Origin of the sequence: Aliishimia ponticola (assembly GCF_004803475.1) — a bacterium.
GTDB classification, from domain to species: domain Bacteria; phylum Pseudomonadota; class Alphaproteobacteria; order Rhodobacterales; family Rhodobacteraceae; genus Aliishimia; species Aliishimia ponticola.
In genome coordinates this window covers 304,794-325,271 of the sequence record NZ_SRKY01000004.1, presented here as the reverse complement: position 1 = coordinate 325,271, position 20,478 = coordinate 304,794, and the positions used below count along the sequence as shown (strand labels likewise).

Annotated in this window: 17 protein-coding genes; 6 read left to right on the top strand and 11 right to left on the bottom strand. The window is 61.5% G+C overall.

Annotated features, from left to right (window positions below; all coding sequences use genetic code 11):
* Positions 1-24: 24 nt before the first annotated feature.
* Positions 25-453 (top strand): VOC family protein, encoded by a 429-nt coding sequence (locus E4Z66_RS15880; protein WP_246036047.1) that lies wholly within the window; start codon positions 25-27, stop codon positions 451-453.
* A 22-nt stretch (positions 454-475) separates the two neighbouring features.
* Here E4Z66_RS15880 and E4Z66_RS15875 read toward each other — a convergent pair whose 3' ends face one another.
* The 6 genes from E4Z66_RS15875 to E4Z66_RS15850 all read right to left on the bottom strand — a co-directional run bounded on the left by E4Z66_RS15875 (position 476) and on the right by E4Z66_RS15850 (position 7,656).
* Positions 476-1,018: an NADPH-dependent FMN reductase gene (locus E4Z66_RS15875; protein ID WP_136464030.1), complete on the bottom strand. Its 543-nt coding sequence runs from the start codon at positions 1,016-1,018 to the stop codon at positions 476-478.
* A gap of 104 nt (positions 1,019-1,122) precedes the next feature.
* Positions 1,123-1,788: a YiaD family glycine zipper/OmpA-like lipoprotein gene (locus E4Z66_RS15870; RefSeq protein WP_136464029.1), complete on the bottom strand. Its 666-nt coding sequence runs from the start codon at positions 1,786-1,788 to the stop codon at positions 1,123-1,125.
* 126 nt (positions 1,789-1,914) lie between these two features.
* On the bottom strand, positions 1,915-2,787 hold the full coding sequence (locus tag E4Z66_RS15865) for a dimethyl sulfoxide reductase anchor subunit family protein (protein ID WP_136464028.1): 873 nt from the start codon (positions 2,785-2,787) through the stop codon (positions 1,915-1,917).
* Positions 2,787-3,533 carry a 4Fe-4S dicluster domain-containing protein gene (locus E4Z66_RS15860; protein ID WP_136464027.1) on the bottom strand — a complete coding sequence of 249 codons (747 nt, stop codon included), beginning with the start codon at positions 3,531-3,533 and terminating at the stop codon, positions 2,787-2,789. The genes E4Z66_RS15865 and E4Z66_RS15860 overlap by 1 nt, the downstream gene beginning before the upstream one ends.
* 82 nt (positions 3,534-3,615) lie before the next feature.
* Complete coding sequence (locus E4Z66_RS15855) at positions 3,616-6,435, bottom strand: molybdopterin oxidoreductase family protein (RefSeq protein ID WP_136464026.1); 2,820 nt, start codon at positions 6,433-6,435, stop codon at positions 3,616-3,618.
* Between the two features lie 87 nt (positions 6,436-6,522).
* The gene (locus tag E4Z66_RS15850; protein WP_136464025.1) at positions 6,523-7,656 is read right to left on the bottom strand and encodes a citrate/2-methylcitrate synthase; all 1,134 of its coding nucleotides are present in this window, start codon (positions 7,654-7,656) and stop codon (positions 6,523-6,525) included.
* Positions 7,657-7,689: 33 nt separating this feature from the next.
* Here E4Z66_RS15850 and E4Z66_RS15845 point away from each other — a divergent pair, with 33 nt between their 5' ends.
* Entirely contained in the window at positions 7,690-8,541 is an 852-nt protein-coding gene (locus tag E4Z66_RS15845) for a phosphate acyltransferase (RefSeq protein WP_136464024.1), read from the top strand.
* 18 nt (positions 8,542-8,559) lie between these two features.
* Here E4Z66_RS15845 and E4Z66_RS15840 read toward each other — a convergent pair whose 3' ends face one another.
* From E4Z66_RS15840 to E4Z66_RS15825, 4 genes are all read right to left on the bottom strand, one after another.
* The gene (locus E4Z66_RS15840) at positions 8,560-9,363 is read right to left on the bottom strand and encodes a transglutaminase-like domain-containing protein (protein WP_136464023.1); all 804 of its coding nucleotides are present in this window, start codon (positions 9,361-9,363) and stop codon (positions 8,560-8,562) included.
* A 16-nt stretch (positions 9,364-9,379) separates the two neighbouring features.
* Positions 9,380-11,152 (bottom strand): sulfoacetaldehyde acetyltransferase, encoded by a 1,773-nt coding sequence (xsc, locus tag E4Z66_RS15835; protein WP_136464022.1) that lies wholly within the window; start codon positions 11,150-11,152, stop codon positions 9,380-9,382.
* A 123-nt stretch (positions 11,153-11,275) separates the two neighbouring features.
* Positions 11,276-12,736, bottom strand: coding sequence for a MocR-like pyridoxine biosynthesis transcription factor PdxR (gene pdxR, locus E4Z66_RS15830; protein ID WP_136464021.1), 1,461 nt, complete (start codon positions 12,734-12,736; stop codon positions 11,276-11,278).
* A 60-nt stretch (positions 12,737-12,796) separates the two neighbouring features.
* The gene (locus tag E4Z66_RS15825) at positions 12,797-13,774 is read right to left on the bottom strand and encodes an oxidoreductase (RefSeq protein ID WP_136464020.1); all 978 of its coding nucleotides are present in this window, start codon (positions 13,772-13,774) and stop codon (positions 12,797-12,799) included.
* A 399-nt stretch (positions 13,775-14,173) separates the two neighbouring features.
* On the opposite strand from E4Z66_RS15825, the gene E4Z66_RS15820 reads away from it, so the two are divergent.
* The gene (locus E4Z66_RS15820; protein ID WP_136464019.1) at positions 14,174-15,493 is read left to right on the top strand and encodes a hypothetical protein; all 1,320 of its coding nucleotides are present in this window, start codon (positions 14,174-14,176) and stop codon (positions 15,491-15,493) included.
* Positions 15,494-15,559: 66 nt separating this feature from the next.
* On the opposite strand, the gene E4Z66_RS15815 is transcribed toward E4Z66_RS15820, so the two are convergent.
* A complete protein-coding gene (locus E4Z66_RS15815) occupies positions 15,560-16,951 on the bottom strand; it encodes an aminotransferase family protein (protein ID WP_136464018.1) in 1,392 nt (463 codons plus the stop codon).
* A 370-nt stretch (positions 16,952-17,321) separates the two neighbouring features.
* On the opposite strand from E4Z66_RS15815, the gene E4Z66_RS15810 reads away from it, so the two are divergent.
* From E4Z66_RS15810 to E4Z66_RS15800, 3 genes are all read left to right on the top strand, one after another.
* Entirely contained in the window at positions 17,322-18,317 is a 996-nt protein-coding gene (locus tag E4Z66_RS15810; RefSeq protein ID WP_136464017.1) for a taurine ABC transporter substrate-binding protein, read from the top strand.
* A gap of 63 nt (positions 18,318-18,380) precedes the next feature.
* Positions 18,381-19,187 (top strand): ATP-binding cassette domain-containing protein, encoded by an 807-nt coding sequence (locus E4Z66_RS15805; protein WP_136464016.1) that lies wholly within the window; start codon positions 18,381-18,383, stop codon positions 19,185-19,187.
* A complete protein-coding gene (locus E4Z66_RS15800; RefSeq protein ID WP_425456152.1) occupies positions 19,184-20,458 on the top strand; it encodes an ABC transporter permease in 1,275 nt (424 codons plus the stop codon). The genes E4Z66_RS15805 and E4Z66_RS15800 overlap by 4 nt, the downstream gene beginning before the upstream one ends.
* Positions 20,459-20,478: the final 20 nt, after the last annotated feature.

Sequence of the window (20,478 nt, the reverse complement as noted above, 5' to 3'; positions counted from 1 at the left end):
GGGGTAGTGATAAGGCAGTCCCGCATGATGCGACAATCCAAAACGCCACGTGCCGCAACCCCCAGTGTCACGCGCATGGATCACCTTGTTTTGACGGTGTCGGATATCACCGCGACGCTCCGGTTCTATGAAGCTGTTCTTGGGATGCAGGGGGAAAGCTTCGAGGCTGCGGATGGCACAACGCGCTGGGCGTTGAAGTTCGGAATGCAGAAAATCAACCTGCACCGCGCCGGGCATGAATTTGACCCGAAGGCCGCGCAGCCCGGTCCGGGCACGGCAGACTTGTGCTTTCTGACGGATCACCCGCTGGACGCATGGAAAGCGCATCTGGCGACGCTTGGCGTGGCGATAGAGTTAGGCCCGGTTGCACGAACCGGAGCCACCGGGCCGATCCAGTCGCTCTATCTTCGTGACCCCGATGGCAATTTGATCGAAGTGGCCCATCCCGTCTGACGGGCTGGGGTATCGACTGTCGTTACTGCCCTGTCATGGCGCGCAATTGCGTCATCAGCGCGGTCAGTTCCTTGACATAGATTTCGCCCGTCAGCGTGCCTGTTTCGTCAAACTGACCCGCAGCGCCCGCCAAGTGGATTTCCGGCCCTTGCAGGATGCGGGGGCGAAACGGCACCATGAAGCCGCGCAGGATCATCTGCGCGCGCTCGCCACCGGCGCGCCCTGCGGCGGCGCTCATGACGGCAACGGGCTTGTCGAGCCATGGGTTCCCCTCGGTCCGGCTGATCCAATCCAGCGCGTTCTTCAGTACGCCCGACGGCCCCTTGTTGTATTCCGGGGTCGAGATGATGACCGCATCTGCCCGGCCGATCAGGTCGGACGCCGCCTGCACCTTGGCCGGGACGCCTTCGGATGCCTCGACGTCGCCATTATACAGGGGAAATTCGATATCCGCTTCGATGAAATCCGCACTGCCGAACAGGCGGGCGGCTTCTCGCATCAGCTTCGTGTTGACGGAATCCTCGCGCAAGGATCCGGAAATTCCGACCAGTGTAAGCGTGCTCATATCGTGCCCTTTCAAACAGCGTGTTGCGCAAAGATTTGGGCGTCACACGCGAAAGGGCAAGGGGAGAACGGGCTGCACCAGTGCACAGCCCGCCTGCATTTGCGTTAGCTCGCCGTGGGCAGGATCACGATTTCTACCCGGCGGTTCTGTGCTTTGCCCTCGGGCGTCAGGTTCGATGCCTTGGGTTGGGATTCGCCGCGACCATAGGTCTGAATGCGGCTGAACGGCACGCCCGCGTTGCGCAGCACATCCGCCACAGCATTGGCGCGGCGCTCGGACAGGCCTTGGTTATAGGACGCATCGCCATCGCTATCGGTGTGGCCGATGATCTGGATCGTGCTGTCTGGGTAGGCTTGCAAGTTGCCCGCCACCGCCTGGAGATCGCGCGTCAAATCCGGGCGAACCGCGAAACTGTCAGTCGTGAACAGGATGTCCTGCGGCAGGGTCACGATCAGCCGGTCGCCAGTGTTCTGGATTTGAACATTGTCGTTGTTGATCGACTGGCGCAGGTCCGCTTCCTGAGCATCGAGCTTGTTGCCGATGATGCCGCCCGCCGTGCCGCCGATGATCGCGCCTTTGATCGCGTTCTCGCCGCGTTTGCTGCCCGGCGCGGTGATTGCACCGACGGCCGCGCCGATACCAGCGCCCAAAAGCGCACCTTGGCGGGTTTTGTCATAATCAGGATCGTTCAACGCTCCGGGATCGGTACACGCCGAAAGTGCGAGAATGCCGCCAAAGGCGAGCGTCGCAGGAATTTTAGCTAAGGTCATCTGTACTGCCTTCCAAATTGCGTCCCTGTTCGAGCAGGGCGTCGTGATGCGCACAGAATATAGGGTCGCGCCCCCCGCGTCTAAGGGGAGAATCACGCAATCGGCGTCTATTCGCGCATTTTTTACTTAGCGTTTGCCGTAATACAGGCCGACCACATGCTCGGCTTCCGCGAAAAACAGCCAGCGCGCCACGAAGACGCCAACCAGATGCGACAGCACGGCGACGGCGGCGAATATGTGGTTGAAGGGCAGCGCCAGCGCGATGACTGGCAGCGCCACCATCAACAGCAGCGCAATCAGGCGCAGTTTGGCGCTGTGCTTGCGACCGACGACATAGACGAATTCGCGCAGAAGGTAGTTGGTCCCGGTATGAGGCGGTTCAAACGCGCGCACGGTCCCGAAACGCCCCAGCCCGGTGGCGGTGGAAAGGTCGCTCCCGGCCTCGGCAAAGCGGGTGTCGCCCACAATCCACGAGGCTACCACCACAAGACCGGCGGCGGCGATTGCCACGATGGCAATGCTCACCTCGCCGGACAGCAGCGCGCCGCCCGCGATAGAAAGCGCCAGAAACTTCACCGGCGTAATCGGTGTGTTCCAACGCGGCACGGTCCGCAGCTGCGTGTAGATCATCGACGTCGTGAACACGGTAAGCAGCGATAGTGCCGCGCCCAGCCAGCCCAGCGGGGCCAGCCGAGTGTCGTGGAACACCAGTAGAAAGCCGTAGATGGCCATGACCAGCAACGCCCCGGCCGAGGCCCACGCCTCTCGCGAAAGCCAGCTTGTCCGCCACTGGGTAAAGGCTTTGAACGCGCGCTCCGGGTGGCCAAGGTGAAAGGTCGACGCCGCAAGGCCGCCAACCGCAAGCAGATAGGCGATGGTGAAAAAGGCAAAGGCCGTCCACCCCGTGACGCCCGGCATACCAAGGCCCAAAAACGTGAGCAGCCCAAAGCCAAGCCCGGACAGGGTCGTGAAGATGATGACCGAAGGCGCTGGATGCATCAGAACTTCTCCAGCGTTTTATCAAGCCACGCCATGAAGCCCTTGGCATCCTCGGCGACGGGTTCAAGGAACGGGGCCAGCACGTCGATTTCGGCGGTTTGGTCCTTGCGGCGGGGGGGCAGGTACTTGTTGACCGGCTTGGTGCCCTGTTCGGGCATCAGGTCGATGCCGCCGCGATCCCGGTTCAGGCGAGAGACGTTGCTGTCAGGATCGGCGAAGTCCCCGAAATGCCGCGCGCCCGCCGGGCAAGTGCGCACACAGGCCGGTTCGCGATCCTCTTCCGGCAGGTTTTCGTTGTAAATCCGGTCCACACACAGGGTGCATTTCTTCATCACCCCTTCCAGCGCGTCCAGTTCGCGCGCGCCATAGGGGCAGGCCCAAGCGCACAGCCCGCAGCCAATGCAATCGCTTTCATTGACCAGAACGATACCGTCTTCGACCCGCTTATAGCTCGCCCCCGTCGGGCAAACGGTCACGCAAGGCGCGTTGTCGCAATGCAGGCAGGACTTGGGGAAATGCACCAGTTGCGCCGCCCCGGATGCGGGCTGAACTTCGTAGCTATGCACACGGTTGAGGAAGGTTCCCGAAGGTTCGGCCCCGTACGGGTCGGTATCGGACAGCGCCGCGCCGTAGTTTTCGGTGTTCCAGCCTTTGCACGAGATAACGCAGGCATGACAGCCGACACAGGTATCCAGATCGATGACCAGACCCAGCTTGCGGTCCGTCTGTTTCGGAAGACTTGTCATCTGTGGCGCTCCCCGTGACGCATCTTTCGCGTATGCCGCCCGGTGGGCACGCTTTCAAGCCGATTGGCGCGGGTCATCTGGATCATTTGCCGATCTTCCATGCCAGCGTCTCAGGTGCCTGTGGGACGGGCGATTTAAGAGGCGCGAATTGCGGTTGCGATTGCTGCGGAGCGTCCACTTTTTCGATTTGCACGCGCAGATCGAACCACGCGGCTTGCCCGGTGATCGGGTCCGAATTGGCCCAACGCAGGCCATCGCCTTTGGGCGGCAGAAGTTCGTGGATCAGGTGATTGAGCAGAAAGCCCTTCGTCGCCTCGGGGGCGTCATCGTCCAAGGCCCACGCACCCTTGCGCTTGCCGATCGCGTTCCATGTCCAGACCGTGTTCTCGTTCAGGGCGGCCATTTCCATTACCGGAACGGTTATCTCACCATGGGGCGACGTTACACGCGCCCAATCCCCATCGGCCAGCCCGTGCTGCTGCATCAACTTGGTCGGCACGTAAAGCGGGTTCACCCCGTGCAATTGCCGCAGCCACGCATTCTGGCTGCCCCAGCTGTGATACATGGCCATCGGGCGTTGCGTCAGTGCAGTGATCGGGTAGCCGTCCTGGCCACGGTCATCCGCTGGATACCAGATCGGCAGCGGGTCCATCACCTGCTTGAGCCGCGCGCGAAGGTGTTCAGGTGGTTGATGCGGCCCGACCCCTTCGGCGGCGCGCTGGAACTTGCGCAGCGGTTCCGCATAAAGCGAGAACAGGTAGGGTTGCGGGCTGTCGTAAAAGCCCATGTCGACCGCCCATTTCTGATAGCTCGTGTTCCACGGTTTGTAATATTGCGCGTCGTCCGGCACGTGTTCGACAAAGAACCCGCCATTGGCGATATAATTGTCGATCTGCCCGTCATTCACACCACCCCGCCCAGAGGTCAGCCCGTTCGGCCCCAGCCGATACCCGGCCAGCGGCCCGATCCCCGGCTTACGTTCGTGATTGACCATGTAATCGGCATAGTCGCTATATTTGGCAGAGCCGTCCGCGTTCACGAAACCGGGCAGATTCAGCCGCGCGCCAAGCTCGCATAGAACGGACTGGAACCCGCGCACATCGCGGTCCGGTTCTACCACCGGCCAACGGATTGCATCGGCGGCAGCATCGGCTTCACTGATCGGGCGGTCCAGCAAAGAGATACAGTCGAACCTTTCCAGATAGGTGGTATCCGGCAAGACCAGATCGGCATAGGCGACCATTTCAGAACTATACGCATCCGAATAGATAATCCGCGGAATGATGTAATCGCCGGTCACGTCCGTGTCGGTCAGCATCTCGATCACGCCAGACGTGTTCATCGAGGAATTCCACGACATATTCGCCATATACATCATCAGCGTGTCGATCTTATAAGGATCGCCCGCATGAGCGTTGGAGATGACCATGTGCATCAGCCCATGTGCCGACAACGGGTTTTCCCAAGAAAACGCCTTGTCGATCCGAACCGCCGTACCATCCGGCTTCAGGGCCAAATCCTCTGGCCCTTGCACAAAGCCCAGATGCGGCCCGTCCAGCGGTGCATTGGGGGTCACGCCCGAATGGGGCTTGGGATGCGCGGTGGCGGGTTTGGGGTAGGGCGGTTTGAACCGGAAGCCGCCGGGAACTTCGACAGTGCCCAGAAGAATTTGCAGCAGGTGCAGGGCCCGGCAGGTTTGAAAGCCATTAGCATGTGCCGAAATCCCGCGCATCGCGTGGAAGGACACCGGACGCCCCCGCATGGTTTCGTGCCGTTCGCCCCGGAAATCCGTCCAAGGCTGCGCGATCTCGAAGGACTGGTCAAACGCCGTCTTCGCAAGCTCGCTGGCGATGGCGCGAATACGCTCCGCCGGGATGCCGCACTGTTCGGCCACCGCTTCGGGTGCATATTGCGGGTCGAGGTATTTCTCGACCATCAGGTTCATCACCGTCTTATGTGTGTAACCGCCATGCCGCCATTGCGCGGACAGGTCCGGTTGCACGCCCTTGCGGTCAAATGGTGCGGGTTTGCCAGTCCGCCGGTCGATCACCAACTCCTTGCCGGCCTGATCCCGCATCAGCATCCCATGATCGCCGCTGTCGGTGTTGGCATTGACGAGCACCGGCGCGTTGGTGAAACGCGCCAGATAGTCCAGGTCGATCTTGCCGGATTTAAGCAGCACATGGATCATCGACAGGATGAACAGCCCGTCCGTTCCGGGCGTGATGCCGACCCAGTCATCCGCAACCGCGTTATACCCGGTGCGGATCGGGTTCACCGCAATCACCCGCCCGCCGCGCGACTTGAGCTTGCCGATGCCGATCTTGATTGGATTGCTGTCGTGATCTTCGGCCACGCCGAAAATCATGAACAGCTTGGTGTGATCCCAGTCCGGCTGACCGAATTCCCAGAACGCTCCGCCCATCGTGTAGATGCCCGCGGTCGCCATATTCACCGAACAAAAGCCGCCATGCGCCGCATAATTCGGAGTGCCGAAGTTCTGCGCCCAGTAAGAGGTGAAGCTTTGCGACTGGTCGCGCCCGGTGAAGAAGGCCAGCTTTTCCGGCTGTTTCTCGCGCAGCGGGCCCAGCCAGTCTGTGGCAATGCTCAGCGCTTCGTCCCAGGTGATTTCCTCGAACTCACCCGATCCGCGCGGCCCGACCCGTTTAAGCGGTGCGCGCAGGCGGGATGGCGCGTTGTGCTGCATGATCCCGGCGCTGCCTTTGGCGCACAGCACGCCCTTGTTCACAGGGTGATCGCGGTTGCCTTCGATATAAGCGACCTTGCCATCCTTCATGTGCACGTTCAGGCCGCAGCGGCAGGCGCACATGTAGCAGGTGGTTTTGCGCACCTCGTCGGACACTTTCGGAGACAGGTCTAGTGTCGGTTGAGCGCGTGCCATTCAAATCCTCCTGGGAAGCTCACAGATGTTTCCTGATTTTTTCCAAAATGAAAACAGTGTTTTGCTTTTGCTCGTATTGGTGGAAACTTATCGGTCTTCGATAGGAACCCAGTTCCGCATATCCGGCCCGTTATAGAGAGTGAGTGGCCGGATCAGAATGTTCTGCCGCTGCTGTTCGACGCATTGGATCACCCAGCCCGGCATCCGCCCAATGGCAAAGATCGGCACGTAAAGGTCCATCGGAATGCCGTGCAACTGGTAGATGACGCCGGAATAGAAATCGACATTCACGTTGAGCCCGTGGCGGGCATAGGGCGACATCGCCTCGACCACACCTTGCAGGATCTCATACCATTCCGGCGCGCCCATCTCTTCGCCCAGCTTGCGCACGCCTTCGCGCATATGCCGCGCGCGCGGGTCTTCGGCGCGGTAGACACGGTGGCCGAAACCTGTGACCGGCTCGCGGTTCTTGCGCTTGGCTTTGACATAGGCGGCGGCATTGTCGGGGGTGCCGATCTCCTGCACCATTTTCATCACGTCCTCGGCTGCGCCGCCATGAGCCGGACCGGCAAGGGTGGACAGCGCCGTGACGATAGCGCCGTGCAGGTTCGCTTCCGTTCCGACGGTGACGCGGGCCGCAAAGCTGGAGGCGTTGCTGCCGTGCTCTGCGTGCAGAATGAAATCGACATCCGCCAGCCGCGCCGCATCTTCCGAGGGTTTCTCACCCTTGAGCATCCACAGCCAGTTGCCCGCATGGGACAGGTCCGCATGCGGCTGTACCGGCGCGCGCCCGTTGCGAATGGCCTCATGCGCCGCGATCAGTGTCGGGACTTGCGCGGTCAGTTTGATCCCGTTCTCGATGAACGCATCTTCGCCCACCTTCTGGCTGTCCGCGTCCAGGGCCGCCAGCGCGGATACCGCTGTGCGCAGCACGTCCATCGGATGCCCATCCTTGCAGGCGGCGATGATGTCCAGAACGGCGTCGGGCACCGACCGGTTCGCCTTCAGCTTGGCGTCGAACGTGGCCAGTTCATCGGCGGACGGAAGCTCGCCACGCAGCAGCAGGTAGCAGACCTCTTCGAACGTGCCGTGGGTCGCAAGGTCATGGATCGAATATCCACGGTAGCTCAGTTCGCCTTTGGCTCCATCAATATGGCTGACACCGGAGCGGTCGAAATAGATGCCCATAAGGCCACGGTTGATCTTGACGTCATCAGTCATGACTGGCTCCTTTGCTGAAACTCGGAGGGGAAAATGGCGGCAATTGAACGTGCCTTTGAAACGGCGCGCGCACGGAATGCGCGGATCGTGATGCCGGAAATGTCAGAGGCCCGTGTGGCCGAAGCAGCCGCGCGTATCGAACGTGAAGGATTGGGGCGTCCGGTCGATCTGGCCGAAACAACGCAGGCGCAGGTGGCCGCCCTTGTCGACGCGCGCGGCATGAAAGAGGCGATGGCCCGGCGCTTGCTGTCCAAGCCGCTATACAAGGCGGCGGCGATGGTGGCGGCTGGCGAGGCGGATGTGATGGTTGCCGGCGCTGACAGCCCGACACGCCGCGTGATCGAAGCCGCGTCAATGGCGATCGGCCTGGCGGAGGGCGTCTCCGTCCCGTCCTCGTTCTTTTTGATGGCGTTTCCCGATGGGCGCGAACTCATCTTCGCCGATTGCGGCGTGACCACCGACCCGGACGCATCGGACCTTGCGGCCATTGCGCGCGCATCCTCCGCCACGGGCGCTGCGCTTTTGGGGCAAAGCACCGTCGCGATGCTGTCCTTTTCCACCGGATCAAGCGGCAGCGGGCCGTCGGTCGACAAGGTGCGCGAGGCTGCCGAGGCAACCGGGTTCACCGGCCCGATCCAAGGCGATGCGGCGCTCAATCCGCGGGTTGCGGCGCTGAAAGGGCTGGGGCAGGGCGATGCCAATGTGCTGATCTTCCCATCGCTCGACGCAGGGAATATCGCGTACAAGCTGGCGCAGGAACTGGCCGGTGCGCAGGCGCTTGGTCCCATTCTGCAAGGGTTCCGCCGCCCGGTTTGCGACCTGTCACGCGGCGCGACGGTCGATGATATCGTTGCGGCGACCATGGTCACCATCGCCCTGTCCTGAGGGCCGTGCGGGGCAAGGTCACGGGGCAAAGCGGATCGAGACCTCCGCATCGGTCAGCCGGCCTTGAGATACCCACATGGGTTCCGCGATCAGCTTGATATCGCTAAGTGCCAATTCGGGAAAGCTTAGCCCCATCGAATGGGCCACGGCAAAGCGCCGACCGGGCTTGGGGTTCAACGCCGGGGCGATTGTGTCCAGCCCGGCCTTCATGTGATGGGCAATGTCCCATTCCCGGATACCTTGCGCGTCGCGGGTCACAACCCAGCAATGCATATCATTGCACCACGCCGCGCCGTCCGGGTCCGTCTTTTCCGCAGGAAAGAAATACCCGGTCACATACCCGGCATCGACCCCGGCTGCACGCAGGCTAGCAATGAAATAGGCGTTGATGTCCACACATGATCCCACCGTCAGGCTGCAAAGCTGCGGCAGGGTATCCTGATCATCGTAATAGCGGGTATCGGGGTGCCCATAGGAAAACAGGCTGGCCACATGCTGGGCGACGGCATGGGCCGGATCGGGCGCGGCGGCCAGCGCTGTGGCATCGTCGATCAGGGCCTGCGCGGCCCGAGTGAATCGGCTGTCGCGGGTCTGGAACATCGCGTCGGGATAAGGGGCCGCCGTAGGCGCGACCTCATATCGCAACTCCACCGCGCCGCCATTGGTTTCAATGGCGGCGGCAGTTTGTCCGCAGGTGGTTTCCTCGACCTGCCGCACCGTGCCGCCTGTTACCGCTAGACCGGCAGTGGTGCCATTCGGTGTCGCCATCCCCCGAGGGGCCAGCAGCACACCGGGGCCATGCCGGTCCGGAACAGTCAGCACGATGCACGGCACCGGCTTATGCCTCGGTGCGCATGTCTGCCTTGTCGATCCCGGCCACACGCACAGGCTTCTTCATCGCGTCACGACGGAAGGGTTCGCCCAGTTCCTGATTGATCATCGCCTCGATCAGGGTGGTCTTGCCCGCCTTCTGATCCGCAATCGCCGTGTTCAGCGCGTCGGTCAGTTCTTCCATCGTGCGCGCAACGACACCTTTGAGCCCGCACGCCTGCGCGATCCCGGCATAGGACACTTGCTGGTCCAGCTCGGTCCCGACGAAGTTGTCATCGAACCAAAGGGTGGAGTTCCGTTTCTCTGCGCCCCATTGGTAGTTGCGGAACACGACCTGCGTGACGGCGGGCCATTCGCTCCGGCCAATCGCGGTCAATTCGTTCACGGCAATCCCGAACGCCCCATCGCCAGAGAACCCGACAACCGGCACATCCGGGCAGCCGATTTTCGCACCAACGACCGACGGCAGGCCATAGCCGCAAGGCCCGAACAGGCCCGGCGCCAGATATTTGCGGCCCTCGTCAAAGGACGGATAGGCATTCCCGATCGCGCAGTTATTGCCGATATCCGAGGAAATGATCGCCTCTTTCGGCAGCGCGGCTTGGATCGCGCGCCACGCCATGCGGGGGCTCATCCAATCGGGTTTGTCGGCACGGGCGCGCTCGTTCCATGTGGTGCCGGGATCGTCATCCTCATGGTCCATCGAGGACAGTTGCTGCGCCCAACGCGATTTCGTTTCTGCCACCAGCGCCTTGCGGTCGTCGCGGCCCGCATCGCCCGCGGTGTCCGACAATTGGGCCAGAATTCCGCGCGCCACCTTGGCCGCGTCACCGATGATGCCGGTTTCGATCTTTTTCGTCAGGCCGATCCGGTCAGGGTTGATGTCCACCTGAATGACCTTCGCGTCAGCGGGCCAGTATTCCATGCCATAGCCGGGCAGGGTCGAGAACGGGTTCAGCCGGGTGCCAAGCGCCAGTACGACATCAGCGTTCTTGATCAAATCCATCGCGGCCTTGGAGCCGTTATACCCAAGCGGCCCGGCAAACAGCGGGTGCGAACCGGGGAAGGCGTCATTGTGCTGATAGCCAACGCAGACCGGGGCATCGAGCCGTTCAGCCAGATCCATCGACGCCTTGATGCCGCCTTCGGACAGGACCACACCCGCGCCGTTCAGGATCACGGGGAACTTCGCCTTGGACAGCAGGGCCGCCGCCGCTGCGACAGAATTTTCGCCGCCGGGGGACATTTCGAATTCGGTCGGTTCGGGCAGTTCGATATCGATGACCTGCGTCCAGTAATCCCGCGGGATGTTCAATTGCGCCGGGGCCGACAGACGCTTGGCCTGCGCGATAACGCGAGTAAGAACCTCGGCAACCCGGCTTGGGTCGCGCACCTCCTCCTGATACGCGACCATGTCTTCAAAAAGTTTCATCTGTTCGACTTCTTGGAACCCACCCTGACCGATGGTCTTGTTCGCGGCTTGCGGCGTGACCAGCAGCAGCGGCGTGTGGTTCCAATATGCGGTTTTCACGGCGGTGACGAAGTTGGTGATCCCCGGACCGTTTTGCGCGATCATCATCGACATCTTGCCAGTCGCGCGGGTATAGCCATCGGCCATCATCCCGGCGCTGCCTTCATGCGCACAATCCCAGAACGTGATGCCCGCCTGCGGGAACAGGTCAGAGATCGGCATCATGGCCGATCCGATGATCCCGAATGCGTGTTGAATGCCGTGTCGTTGCAGAACTTTGACGAAGGCTTCTTCGGTGGTCATTTTCATGGGGGATCCTCCTGATCGCATGTCGAAGAGAGGGACTCGCGGCCCCGATCTGGCTTTTTTGTTGTCCTATCGGACAGGCAGGGCTGTCTATAGGGCCAGATTGACCTTGCGGCTAGAGCCAGATCACCAGGCAGCCAGTGTTTGGGCGATGCGGGCGATGCCTTCGGGGATGCGCGCATCGGGAATGGACGAATAGGCCAGACGATAGAACTGTGTCGGGCGGTCCGGTCCGGCGAAGAACGGCGCTCCCGGTTCGATCAGCACCGATTGCTCTGCCAGGCGGCGCGCCAGATCGGCGGTGTTCACACCATCGGGCGCACGCATCCAGATGGACGAGCCGCCAAACGCGCCCAATCCGGCGACGGACAGCTCATGCTTGGCGATGGCGGTTTCGATCACGGTGCGCCGGTTATGCAGCGCCTGCGACATCCGCCGGATCAGCGCATCATAGTGGCCCAGAGACAGGAAATAGGCCGCCGTCCGCTGGATATGTCCGGGCGGGTGGCGCAGCACCGAGGCGCGCAGGGCGCGAGCTTCGCGGATGAACGGCTCTGACCCGACCAGATAGCCAAGGCGCAGGCCGGGAAACAGGCTTTTGGAGAAGCTGCCGACATAGATCACGCGCCCATCCCGGTCGAGGCTTTTAAGCGCAGGCGACGGCGGGCGCAGGAAGGACATTTCGAACTCGTAATCATCCTCGACGATCAGCGCGTTTACCTCGCGGGCACGGTCCAACAGCTGTCTGCGGCGCTCCATCGGCATGGTCGCGGTGGTCGGGCATTGGTGGGATGGGGTGGTGAAAATGACGTCTGTGTCTTCAGGGATCAGCCCCGGCGGCAAGCCGTCGCGGTCAACCGGCACCGGCGACACGTGGCAGCGCGATTGCGCAAGAATGTCGCGCAACGCGTGATAGCACGGGTCTTCCAGCGCGGCGGTCCGTCGCTGCGTCAGCAAAACCTGCGCGGTCAGCCACAGTGCATTCTGCGCGCCAAGCGTGATCAGGATTTGATCGGGCGTCGCGGAAATCCCGCGCCGGGGCAGAGTGTGACGCAGAATGAATTCGATCAGTTGCGGATCGTCATGGTCGTAGTAGTCCATCGTCAGCGATGAAAAATCCCGCTGACCCAGCGCTTGTACTGCGCAATGCCGCCAATTGGTGTGATCAAACAGCGACGGGTCCGCCTGACCGTAAATGAATGGATATTTGAAGCGCGACCAATCCTGCGGTTTGTGAGGCGTGTCGCCACCGGTAAAGCGCTGCCCGATCGCGCGCGACCAATCCACGGTCTCTTGCACCGGATCGGGTGCGCGAAAGTTGGGCGGCGTCGGCGCGGTTTCCGACACGTAATACCCCGACCGCCCCTGCGAAGTCAGGTAATCGTTTGATAGAAGCTCCGTGTACGACAACGTGACCGTAATCCGGCTGACGCCCAGATGCTGCGCCAACTTGCGGGTGGAGGGAAGTTTCTCGCCCGGTTTGAAACGGCCCGACAGAATGCCTTCGGCGATCATCTGTTGAATCTGCGCCTGCAAGGTGCCTTGGGCGTCGGGTTTCAGAAAGAAGGTTTCAACAGGAAGCGCCATGCGCTGGGACGATAATCTGGTCTTATCCGCGCGTCAAACTGGTCTGATCGGCGCCGTCGGTCACGCGGACGAAAGCAGCGCCTCGCTTAGGTCCCAAAGCCGCTCGGCCGCGGCGTCATCCGCTGCATGGGCATTCACGCCGAAATACCGCTCAGTCGGGCTGCCTTCGGCGGTGTTTGCCGCAATATCGCAGTCTTCGCAGTAAACGCCGGGCTTACCATCCAGCGCGGGCGCTGTCGCGGCCCAAAGCGTGGTGGCGCAGCCTTGCTCCGGCGTTTTGAACCCGTCTTTGGCCAACTGAGAAGGCGCGCCTGTTTCGTCCAGCCACCCCAGCGCGACCATCTCTTCTTTCGGCAGGTGCCGCTGCAACGGGGTGAAAATCCCACCCGGATGCACGGAAAAGGCAAGACCGCCGCCTTCCTTCAATCGGCGGGACAGGGCATTTGCGAACAGCGCATTCGCCGTCTTCGCCTGCCCATAAGCCTGCCATTTGTCATAGTCCGTCTGGGTGTATTGGATATCGTCCCAACGTATACCGCTTAGCTTGTGCCCGGTGGACGACAGGCTGACAACGCGGGCGCCGGGCGTCTTTTGCAAAAGCGGCATCAGCGCCTTGGTCAGCGCGAAATGACCCATGTGATTGACGCCGAACTGTGCTTCCCAACCGGGGCCTACGCGGGTTTCAGGGCAGGCCATGATCCCGGCATTGTTGATCAGCAGGTCAAGCTGACCCAGGCCATTCACCACCGACGCGGCAAACGCCTGGACCGAGGCCAGATCGGCAAGGTCCATCGGGGCCGACTCCACGGCGTCGCCGAGCGGGGCGAGCGCATCTCGTGCCTTCTTAGGGGAGCGGACAGGCACGATGACCCGCACGCCTTTGGCGGTGAGCGCGCGCACGGTTTCCAGTCCGATACCGCTATACCCGCCCGTCACAATCGCGGTCTTGCCGTTAAGGTCGATCTTGCCGAGAACCTCCGTCCCGGTGGATTTTGCGGTGAAATCTGACCCGGTGGGAATTTGATCCGATTGTGCCATTGCGGTCTCCTGTCGTTGCGCGCCGAGAATGGGCGCAGGGCCAGTTCGCTTCAACGCACTGCTTTGGGGTTGGCGCACTTCGTCACTTAAATGGCGCGTTCTGCATCATCTTCGGACGTCCGTCCACGTGGCTGACCACGCTGCCGATGCATAATAAAGCACCGCAAAGCACCACGCATCCGGGCGCAACGGGCCGTCAATCATCGCCAACACGGCAATTCCGGCGGATTCTCGCCGCTCTGCGCAGCTGATCCCAGAATCCCGCGTCAATGTAGTTTTTCGGTCACCACTATAGCGATTAACTCCGCTATTTTAGGGGCTTGTGAGCGGAAGTTACCAGTTTTTGCATCCGCGACAGCACAAACCCCAGGTTGTGTCGTCGCCTAGGAATCGGAGGTCATGACCTTGCAGGAAACGTCAGTTAGCGGGAACAAAAAGACCGTCGCCGGTCGTGCCAAGCCCATGCAGACCCGGATCGTCCAGAACAAGACGTGGGAACAAAGGCTCGAAGAAGCGCGGCGCGAACGGAAGCTCATTCTGGATTCGCGCAAGGCCGGGCAGAAACTGCGGGCCGAGCGGGATGCGAACGCGCCTGCGCGCCTTGGCACGGCACCTTTGCCCGCATCCATGGCTGCGCCGATCATTCGCGCAAACCAGCCCGAACCACAGGCAAAGGCGCAACCGCCAAAGCGGGCGAAGCTGAAACAGACAAAGACGCAGCCGGGCGTGGGTATTGGGACACCTACCGCGACTCTGGCCGCAGCATTGGCCGGGGCGTCATCTGAACAGCCCAGCACCCGCAAATCCGTTCTGACCCGCACCTTGTCGTCCACACCGCTGCTGGTGTTCATGTTCGCGGTGGGACTTGGCCTTGGCATCAAGCTTGGCCTGTGGTTGCACGGCGGGTCGTCGCCGGACGTGGCAGAGGCCGTCACAGTCCCGCCTGCGCCTGACGTGGACCCGGTGCAGCCTGTCCCGGTAACCGCGCCTGCACCGCAAGTAATCGAGGCGCAGCCCCTGGACGAACGGTCAACGCCCGTCCAGCCGGTCATTCGGCTGACGATGCCAGCACAGACTCAGGCGGCTGCACTGACCCGCGTGCAACCCTTCCCAACCGCCGCACAGGCTGAGGCCACGCCCCCGCAGCAAAGCCCCGAGGTCGTACCGAGTTTCGCGGCGCTACCGGACGCACTGCAAGCCCCAGCGATTGCGAAGGTCGACGAGGTGTTCAGCGCCATGCAGATCGCCGCTATGATGCCGGTAGAGCGGCCCGAGCCGCCTCAGTTCCACATTCTGGAAGACACGGGCGACGTGCTGCCCGGCCAGACCCGGACCGAAACCCCAAGCCAAGTCTTCATGCATGTCTCCAACAATGTCACCAACGCGAAGCAGACGGCGTTCATGTCGCAACTGGATCGCGCCGGGCTTGAGATTGCCAATGTCGATCAGGAATCGTTCCTGATCTCAACCACGCACTTGCGATTCTACAGCGAAGGCTTGGCAGAGGCGGCGCAGGAAGTGGCGCAAAAGCTTGGGGTCGAAGCGCGCGATTTTTCGCATCTTGAAGGGCCGGACAAAGGCCGGATCGAGCTTTGGCTGGCCGGTCCTGCCGTTGCCAAGCCGCCGGTTCGTCAGCCCGTGGCAGCCGCCCCGATCAAGAAGGCCAAGCGGTTCGCGTCAAAGCAGCCGCTTTACAGCCCCTCGATCGCGAGCCGCTAAATAAAAACCGCCCGCCAGTCACAAGAGACAAGCGGGCGGTCCATGCGCAGTGCCAAGGCGCGTGTGTTAGCCGAAGACGCGGGTCAAAGCCTGATCGACCGCGTCGGTCATTTGGTCGATATTGTCCGCTGTCGCGATCAGCGCGGGAGAGAAACACAAAGTGTTGTTCTTGCCCGGTACCGACCGGTTCGTGGCCCCGATGATGACGCCTTGCCCCATGCAATCGGCCACGACCTTCTGCACAAGTGCTTCATCCACCGCCTCGCGCGTTTCGCGGTCCTTCACCAGTTCCGCGCCGCAGAACAGGCCCTTGCCGCGCACATCGCCAATGACCGCATGCTTGTCTGCCAGTGCCGCGAGGTTGTCCATCAGGCGGGCGCCCATCGCATTGGTGTTATCCAGCAGGTTTTCCTCTTCGATGATGGCAAGGTTTTCCAGCGCTGCCGCCGGCCCTGCCGTGCATCCGCCAAAGGTGGAGATGTCGCGGAAGTAATTCATCGGGTCAGAAGCGTCGTCCTTGAACATGTCGAACACTTCTTCGGTGGTCACAAGGCAGGCAATCGCCGCGTAACCGGAGGCCACGCCCTTGGCCATCGTGACCATGTCGGGCTGGATGCCGTATTGCTGGTATCCGAACCATGTTCCGGTCCGGCCAACGCCGCAGACGACCTCGTCGATATGCAGAAGGATATCGTATTTTTTGCAGATCTCTTGAACGCGCTGCCAATACCCTTCGGGCGGGGTGATCACGCCGCCCCCTGCGGTGACAGGCTCAAGGCACAGCGCACCGACGGTCTCCGGGCCTTCGCGCAGGATGACCTCTTCGATCTGGTCTGCGGCCCATTCGCCGTAGTTTTCGACCGGGGCGCCGTCTTGTTCGTGGCGGCGATACTCAAGGCAATGCGGCACGCGCACGAAGCCGGGCGCGAAGGGACCGTATTGCGCGTTGCGCTCATCCTGACCACCGGCGCTGAGGCATCCGATCGTGGTGCCGTGGTAATCGCGGTCGCGGTACAGGATCTTGTGCTTCTTGCCGCCATAGCGCTTGTGCGCAATCTGGCGCACCATCTTGAACGCCTTCTCATTCGCCTCGGAACCGCTGTTCATATAGTAAACACGGCTCAACCCGGGCATTTTGGCGATCAGGCGCTCGGCGAACATGGCACCGGGGATGGAACCGGCGCTGCCCGCGAAGTAATTCATTTTGACAAGCTGGTTATAGACCGCCTTGGCAATCCGTTCGCGGCCGTAGCCGACATTCACCGTCCAGACGCCACCGGACACGCAATCCAGATGCTCTTTGCCCTTCTGGTCCCAAACGTGAATGCCCTTGCCCTCGACGATGATGCGCGGGTCCGTCGACTCGAACGGCTTATGTTGGATCAGGTGATGCCAGATATGGGCGCGATCGGCTTCGACCACGCGGGAGAGATCGTTTTCGTTGAAAGTGCCGTCCATCTTCCTGAACCCCGTGTTGTTTGCGAAATGGCTATGGCCCGCTCGCCCTTGGCAGCAGGTCTGCCCAAGACTTAGGCGCGATTCCGGCGTCATTGTTTAGGGCCAGAATGCCGATAGCTATATAGCCAATTTGGGCGCGCCGCCCCGCGAATTTGACACCCGAAAAGAAATTTAGGTCATTATAGCAATGTTTTGCGATTTTCCGAAGCCCCCCGAACGGGCCGAGATCACCGCCGGTTGCGGGCAGCTTAGAAAAAAACATTGAACGCGTGTGCTTAATCGTCGTTCACTTTCCCCGGATTTGCAGCGTAGGTTGCAATCTGAAAATTGCCGCGCGTCAAGATGCGGTGCCAACACGGGAGAATTACGCATGAGCTTGAAATCCAAACTTATGAGCGCGGTCGCAGGGTGCGCCATGCTGGCCGGCGCACAGGCCGCCGCAGAAGAAATCACGGTGGCTTACTTCCTCGAATGGCCGATGCCGTTCCAATACGCAAAAGCCATGGGCATGTATGAAGAAGCGCTTGGCATGGACATCAACTGGGTCAGCTTCGAATCCGGCGTGAAAATGTCCGCCGCGATGGCGTCTGGCGACGTGCAGCTGTCCGTCAGCCAAGGTGTGCCGCCCTTCGTGGTCGCGACATCCGCGGGTCAGGATTTGCAGATCCTCGACGTGGCCGTGTCCTATGCTGAAAACGACAACTGCGTCGTGGCCGAAGCGCTGGAGATCGACAAAACCTCCGCCGGGGAACTCGCCGGCAAGAAGGTCGCTGTACCGCTCGGAACCGCCGCGCATTACGGCTTCCTGAAGCAAATGAGCCATTTCGGCGTTGATGTTGCGTCGATGGAAGTCGTCGACATGGATCCGCCGGATGGTGCTGCCGCGATTGCGCAAGGCGCGATCGACATGTTCTGTGGCTGGGGCGGGTCGCTGCGCCGCGCGAAAGAGCATGGCAACGTCCTGTTGACCGGCGACGAAAAGACCGAACTGGGCATTCTGGTGTTCGACGTGACCTCCGGTCCGGCGGCATGGGTTGCGGAAAACTCCGACACCGTGGCGAAGTTCCTCAAAGTGACGGCAGACGCCAACGCGATGTGGGCGGACGAAGCGAACCAGGCGAAAATGCTGCCGGTTATCGCCAAGGACGCGGGCATGGACGAAGACGCGACGATGGAGACCATCTCGACCTTCACATTCCCGACCGTGGAAGAGCAGCTTTCCGGGAAGTGGCTGGGCGGCAACGCGCAAAGCTTCATGAAGGGCGTGGCGGACGTGTTCGTCGAAGCCAAGTCGATCGACCAGGCGCTCGATTCCTATGAGAACGCAGTCAACGTCGCGCCGCTGCAATCTGCACAAGGCATGTAACTGACCAACAAGGGCCGGGGTCGCATTGCGCGGTCCCGGCCTTTCTACATCTTGAGGGACGTGATGAGCGGACTGGCGTTAAACAACATTTCAATGAGGTTCGATCTGCCCAATGGCGGATCGGTGCAGGCCCTCAAGGACGTGACGCTGAACTTGGCACCCGGAGAACTGATGAGCGTGCTTGGCCCGTCCGGTTGCGGCAAGACCACGCTTCTGAATATCGTGGCCGGGTTTCTTGCCCCGACCGAGGGCGAGATCACGCTGAACGGTCACCGGGTCCTGGGCCCTGACGCGGAACGCGGAATGGTGTTCCAGCAAGGTGCGCTGTTCGAATGGATGAGCGTGCGCGACAATGTCAGCTTCGGCCCCCGCATGAAGGGCCAGCGCGAATCCAAGTGGGCGGGCAATGTGGACCACTTGCTGGACGTTGTCGGCCTGCAGGATTTCAAGGAAAAGGCGATCTATGAACTGTCGGGGGGGATGCAGCAGCGTGTGGCTTTGGCCCGCTGCCTTGCCAACGATCCCGACGTGATCCTGATGGACGAACCCTTGGGTGCGCTTGACGCGCTGACACGGGAAAAGATGCAAAGCCTCGTTCTCAAACTCTGGAAAGAGACCGGCAAGACGATCATCCTGATCACGCACTCCGTCGAAGAAGCGCTGCTTCTGGGTGAACGGTTGCTGGTCATGGCACCGCGTCCGGGCCGCATCCACAAGGAATACCGCCTTCCCTTCGCGGATATGGGCGTGAACGCAGACCTGCGCGAAATCAAGAAGCATCCCGATTACGCCAGCACGCGCGAAGAAATCCTTGGGATGATCTGGGACATGGAAGAAGAAATCATGGGCCGCACGGAGGCCGCGCAATGACCGGATTGATTATTCTAGCCGTCTATATCGCGATCTTCGCCGGGTCTTACTTCATCATCATGCGCCTGCTGTCAGGGCGGCGATCCGATTTCACCTCGCTGAAAACGGTGACCTTTGGCGACGAAAGCGCGGTGGTATCCAACCGGGCAGCGTCCGTGATCTCTATCGTGACGATCTTCCTGATCTGGGGCGCGTTCACCGGATCGAAATGGGTGCCGGGCTTCCTGCACGCACCGGGGCCTTTCGTGGGCGAGGCGCAGTTCGAATACACCGCCCGTGCCGATGACGGGACAGAGGATTCCGCGACCGTCACCGTGCTGGTGCACCCGATCTCCGAAGAGGCGACAGCGCCCGAAGTGGATCCCGGCGATGGCTGGGCCAAGAACGACAGCGATACGGTCGGCGCGTGGCGCTCTGGCCTGATCCGCGTGGACAGAAACGATGAAAAGGGCCGCGACCAAGGCCATACCGTGATCGCAGTCAATGGGGAGCCCATCGCACCGGGCGGTGAGGTGAATACGAGATTCGGCCGCGTCGGCATGAGCCAAAAAGGCACGCTGAACTTTGTTCCGGCCAAGGGTCTCCAGATGGAAGCGATCTGGCTGCCGCCCCCGGAAGCCGTTGTAAAACGCTTGGTGGATATCGCGTCCGAAGGGTATCGCGGCTTTACCCTGTGGGAGCATCTGGGCATGTCGCTCTACCGTGTTCTGCTTGGCTTCTTCTTCGGTGCGCTGGTCGGTGTCCCACTGGGATATGCGATGGGGCTAAGCGACTGGTTCCGCGGCTGGTTTGACCCCATCGTGGAATTCATGCGCCCGGTGCCGCCGCTGGCCTTGATTCCGCTGGTAATCATCTGGGCGGGCATCGGCGAGAACGGCAAGATCATCCTGCTCTTCCTCGCGGCGCTATGGATCATGGCGATTGCCGCCCGCTCCGGCGTGTCCGGGGTGCGGATATCTAAGGTCCATGCCGCTTACTCGCTGGGGGCCAGCAAATGGCAGATCATGCGTCATGTGATCGTGCCGAACTCCCTCCCGGACATCTTCACCGGGGCGCGGGTCGCGATGGGCGTTTGTTGGGGCACAGTCGTTGCGGCGGAACTTGTCGCCGCCGAAGTCGGGGCCGGTATGATGATCATGGCCGCGTCGAAGTTCCAGCAAACGGATATCGTTCTGATGGGCATCATCCTGATCGGGATCATCGGCTTTGGTATCGATATGCTGATGCGCTGGGCCGAACGGGTTCTGGTGCCGTGGAAAGGCAAAGGCTGATCGGCGACACGCCAATCCGC

Coding starts and splice junctions, on each gene's coding strand:
- E4Z66_RS15865 (WP_136464028.1), bottom strand. CDS start 2,787: ATGCATCCAGCGCCTTCGGTCATCATCTTCACGACCCTGTCCGGGCTT.
- E4Z66_RS15800 (WP_425456152.1), top strand. CDS start 19,184: ATGACCGGATTGATTATTCTAGCCGTCTATATCGCGATCTTCGCCGGG.
- xsc (WP_136464022.1), bottom strand. CDS start 11,152: ATGAAAATGACCACCGAAGAAGCCTTCGTCAAAGTTCTGCAACGACAC.
- E4Z66_RS15820 (WP_136464019.1), top strand. CDS start 14,174: ATGACCTTGCAGGAAACGTCAGTTAGCGGGAACAAAAAGACCGTCGCC.
- E4Z66_RS15860 (WP_136464027.1), bottom strand. CDS start 3,533: ATGACAAGTCTTCCGAAACAGACGGACCGCAAGCTGGGTCTGGTCATC.
- E4Z66_RS15850 (WP_136464025.1), bottom strand. CDS start 7,656: ATGACTGATGACGTCAAGATCAACCGTGGCCTTATGGGCATCTATTTC.
- E4Z66_RS15810 (WP_136464017.1), top strand. CDS start 17,322: ATGAGCTTGAAATCCAAACTTATGAGCGCGGTCGCAGGGTGCGCCATG.
- E4Z66_RS15875 (WP_136464030.1), bottom strand. CDS start 1,018: ATGAGCACGCTTACACTGGTCGGAATTTCCGGATCCTTGCGCGAGGAT.
- E4Z66_RS15855 (WP_136464026.1), bottom strand. CDS start 6,435: ATGGCACGCGCTCAACCGACACTAGACCTGTCTCCGAAAGTGTCCGAC.
- E4Z66_RS15870 (WP_136464029.1), bottom strand. CDS start 1,788: ATGACCTTAGCTAAAATTCCTGCGACGCTCGCCTTTGGCGGCATTCTC.
- E4Z66_RS15845 (WP_136464024.1), top strand. CDS start 7,690: ATGGCGGCAATTGAACGTGCCTTTGAAACGGCGCGCGCACGGAATGCG.
- E4Z66_RS15825 (WP_136464020.1), bottom strand. CDS start 13,774: ATGGCACAATCGGATCAAATTCCCACCGGGTCAGATTTCACCGCAAAA.
- E4Z66_RS15880 (WP_246036047.1), top strand. CDS start 25: ATGATGCGACAATCCAAAACGCCACGTGCCGCAACCCCCAGTGTCACG.
- E4Z66_RS15805 (WP_136464016.1), top strand. CDS start 18,381: ATGAGCGGACTGGCGTTAAACAACATTTCAATGAGGTTCGATCTGCCC.
- pdxR (WP_136464021.1), bottom strand. CDS start 12,736: ATGGCGCTTCCTGTTGAAACCTTCTTTCTGAAACCCGACGCCCAAGGC.
- E4Z66_RS15815 (WP_136464018.1), bottom strand. CDS start 16,951: ATGGACGGCACTTTCAACGAAAACGATCTCTCCCGCGTGGTCGAAGCC.